Genomic DNA, 2,863 nt, shown 5'->3' with positions numbered 1-2,863 from the left:
CTGAAGGGCTGGATGAAGCGTTTTAAGGGGGTGGGGACAGCGTATTTACCCAATTATTTGGCATGGCGACGATTGTTTGAAACAGCGAAGCCAGCCGAGGAAGCGTGGCTACTGGCGGTGATTGGCGCTGACCAACAACAGATACCAACATAGCCCCATAAATACAGTATTTGGGAGGGTGTCATGTCTTTACCTGTGTCTCTTTTTGGGCGTGCTGACCCCACTGCCATACCTTGCCCGCTGCCGCTTTTCTCCAGCGCCGTCCGCGCGGGGTTTCCCAGCCCGGCGGATGACCACCTCGATACCGACCTGGACCTGCATCGCCATGTGGTGAAACGCCCGGCGTCGACGTACTTTGTCCGCGCCGAAGGCGACTCGATGATCGGCGACGGTATCCATCACGGGGACCTACTGGTCGTTGATCGCAGCTTGGAAGCACTGCCCGGGCGCATCATTGTGATCGCTGTCGATGGCGAGCTTACGGTCAAGCGGCTAGAGCGTGTCGGGCAGCGGGCGTACCTGCGGGCCAGTAACCCGGCGTACCAACCCATTCCACTGGAGGGACGCGAATCCCATGTTTGGGGTGTGGTTACCCATGTGCTGCACAGCCTGCCGGGAGCACCGCTGCCATGATGGCCCTGGTGGACTGCAACAACTTCTACGTGTCGTGCGAGCGGGTGTTCAACCCGGCGTTGGAAGGCCGCCCGGTCGGGGTACTCTCCAATAACGACGGCTGCATTGTCGCGCGCTCAAATGAACTTAAAGCGCTGGGTGTGGAGATGGGCACCGCCATGCACTTGTTGTCCCCACCGATACGTCGCCAAACGATACTGCTATCGAGCAATTATGCGCTGTATGGCGATATGTCCCGGCGCGTCACCGAGGTGCTTGCCACGTTCTCCCCGCATGTCGAGGTTTATTCCATCGACGAGAGCTTTGTGGGATTTCAGGGGTTTGATCTGGCGACGTTGGAAACCCGAGGTCAGCAGCTACGCGACACCGTGCGGCAATGGACGGGTATCCCGGTCTCCGTGGGCTTTGCCCCGACGCGGGTGCTGGCCAAAATCGCCAACCACATGGCCAAAAAACACCCGGCTTACCAGGCCGCAGGCGTTTGCCGATTAGACGCCAACAGCCCCACTACTCGCGAATTGCTCAAACAGCTACCGGTCACCGAGCTTTGGGGCGTGGCGCGGCGTACCGCCGAACGGCTCAACGTCATGGGGATTAACACTGCCTGGCAGCTACGCCAAGCCGATCCGAAACAAATCCGCCAACGGTTCTCCGTGGTACAGGAGCGAATCGTATGGGAGCTGCGCGGCCAGCCCTCCATTCAGTTGGATGATATGAGCGCGCCCAAGCAGCAGATTATGGTCTCGCGTTCATTTGGACAGCTCACCGGCAACCCGCACGACCTACGCGAAGCGCTGCGCCATCATGCCGCCCGCGCCGGAGAGAAGCTGCGCAGACAAGCGAGCGTCACCAGCGCCGTGATGGTATTTGTGCGCACCAACCTGTTTCGCACCGATTTACCCCAGTACCGCAACCGCGTCATCGTCTCGCTGGATCGCCCCACTGATGACAGCCGCGAACTTATTGCCGCCGCTGTTCAAGGGCTCAGGCACCTATGGCGCAAGGGGTATCGATACCAAAAAGTCGGCGTGATGCTGCTCGATCTGTCTCCCAAAGCCCATCGCCAGCTCACGCTGACCGAAACGCCGCAAACGGCCACCGAGGCAAAACGCAGCGAACGGCTCATGGCCACGGTCGATAAACTCAACCGTGAGCTGGGCAAGGGTACGATACAGCTAGGCTTACCTCGCCAAGACAACGCCTGGGCGCTGCGCAGTGAACGCCGCACGCCGCGATACACAACCCAGTGGAGTGAGCTGGTCAGCGTGAAGCTCTAAGGTTCCGGATGGTCATAGGCGCGGGAGCGCGCTGTGTATACTCTCCACACGGGAGATACGACAAGGAGGCGAGAAACAGCGACGTAGGTGGTAGGTATCGCCGCCAACTTTCGCTACAGTGAAAAGCGACTTAACCATCATGAGGAAGGGAGGGCAGAATGCCGACATTAGCCCCATCAACGGACATTCTAACCTCGGCCATTTTTGCTTACCGGGCGTTTGACCTACGCGATCACTTCCCTCAGCCGCTAGCGACGTTCCGTGATGCGTTGGAATGCCAGCAAAGCGATGGTGCTTATCTCCCCGCGATGAGCGGTGAAATCGTGGCATATCTTCGTGATGGCAGTGCGCTACCTATCCCTGAGCACTTCTTTATCCGTCGTTCTGGTAACGATGCCGCCCTCGCGACTCTCGAAGACAATGACGCGGCCTGCGAAGCAGTGGAAACCTGGCTTCGAGAAGCCCTCAGGCAAAAAGACTCTACCGCTATTGTACAGAACGCTTCCACCCTACGGCCCGGCAGGCTTGACCTGTTGCTGGAGCAATGTGACCCGGATGCCCCTGAGCCTGACGAGCTGAAAGCATGGAGCGACATGCCAGATGTTGGCAGGGAAGTGTTAGATACACCCAGCGAGCAAGACGTATGGGTAGCCGCCGTCAACATACTGGGCGAAGCACACGCCCAGCGCTGGATGGCAACCCCGCATCCTCAACTCGAAAACCAACGTCCAGAAGCATGGTTGGTGGAAAATCCACAGAGCGTTTATGCGTTACTGGTAAGAGAAACGAAGGGTGAAAACGAATGAGAGTTATTGTCAAATTCTGTGTATGGCCGGTCAGGCGGCAGTCCTGTCTGACTGATCGGTCAAGGGTTCGCCGTCCTTGAACTGGACGTTGTTCACGACCAGCTCCAGCTTGTTGAACCCCTTGATCCGCTTCCAGCGCTTCTGGGC

General features: G+C 58.5%; 3 protein-coding genes and 1 pseudogene. All 4 read left to right on the top strand.

Annotated elements, in window-relative coordinates; genetic code table 11:
• Positions 1–153: pseudogene (locus tag B7L15_RS19475) on the top strand (IS1595 family transposase); the annotation flags it as partial.
• A gap of 30 nt (positions 154–183) precedes the next feature.
• Positions 184–633 (top strand): LexA family protein, encoded by a 450-nt coding sequence (locus B7L15_RS19240; protein WP_085920495.1) that lies wholly within the window; start codon positions 184–186, stop codon positions 631–633.
• On the top strand, positions 630–1,910 hold the full coding sequence (locus B7L15_RS19235) for a Y-family DNA polymerase (protein ID WP_085920494.1): 1,281 nt from the start codon (positions 630–632) through the stop codon (positions 1,908–1,910). The genes B7L15_RS19240 and B7L15_RS19235 overlap by 4 nt, the downstream gene beginning before the upstream one ends.
• Before the next feature lie 158 nt (positions 1,911–2,068).
• Positions 2,069–2,716: a hypothetical protein gene (locus B7L15_RS19655; RefSeq protein WP_176243741.1), complete on the top strand. Its 648-nt coding sequence runs from the start codon at positions 2,069–2,071 to the stop codon at positions 2,714–2,716.
• Positions 2,717–2,863: the final 147 nt, after the last annotated feature.

The organism is Halomonas sp. CSM-2 (assembly GCF_002119345.1).
Lineage (GTDB): Bacteria > Pseudomonadota > Gammaproteobacteria > Pseudomonadales > Halomonadaceae > Vreelandella > Vreelandella janggokensis.
Note: the sequence above shows the minus strand (reverse complement) of the source record. Positions and strands in the feature narration are given on the sequence as shown.

Coding starts and splice junctions, on each gene's coding strand:
- B7L15_RS19655 (WP_176243741.1), top strand. CDS start 2,069: ATGCCGACATTAGCCCCATCAACGGACATTCTAACCTCGGCCATTTTT.
- B7L15_RS19240 (WP_085920495.1), top strand. CDS start 184: ATGTCTTTACCTGTGTCTCTTTTTGGGCGTGCTGACCCCACTGCCATA.
- B7L15_RS19235 (WP_085920494.1), top strand. CDS start 630: ATGATGGCCCTGGTGGACTGCAACAACTTCTACGTGTCGTGCGAGCGG.